We start from the raw sequence: 312 nt of genomic DNA, 5'->3' as shown, positions 1-312 counted from the left end.
CATGACCTCGTGCAGCTTGATCTTAAAGACAGCAGCCTTTCCAGCCAACTCAGCAGCCTGATACTCCTCGGGTAAGGTGACGTTCACGTCGAACTCCTCACCGGCGGAGTGTCCAACAATCTGATCCTCGAAGCCAGGGATGAAGGAGCCGCTGCCCAGGGTCAGGTTGTAGTGCTCAGCCTTGCCGCCCTCAAAAGCGACACCGTCCACAAACCCCTCGAAGTCGATATCAGCGATATCGCCATTCTCAGCAGCACCCTCGCGGGACAGCTCACGGGCGTTGCGCTCCTGCACGCGCTTCAGCTCTGCATC

Annotated in this window: 1 protein-coding gene; it reads right to left on the bottom strand. The window is 58.7% G+C overall.

Annotated features, from left to right (window positions below; translation table 11 throughout):
• Positions 1 to 312, bottom strand: a 312-nt coding sequence (locus tag P0G09_RS17560) for an FKBP-type peptidyl-prolyl cis-trans isomerase (RefSeq protein WP_275253313.1), incomplete at both ends; no start/stop codon positions are given.

The organism is Faecalibacterium sp. DFI.5.82 (genome assembly GCF_029076575.1).
GTDB lineage: Bacteria > Bacillota > Clostridia > Oscillospirales > Ruminococcaceae > Faecalibacterium > Faecalibacterium duncaniae.
The sequence above is the reverse complement of the archived record's forward strand: the minus strand, read 5'-3'. Positions and strand labels throughout refer to the sequence as shown.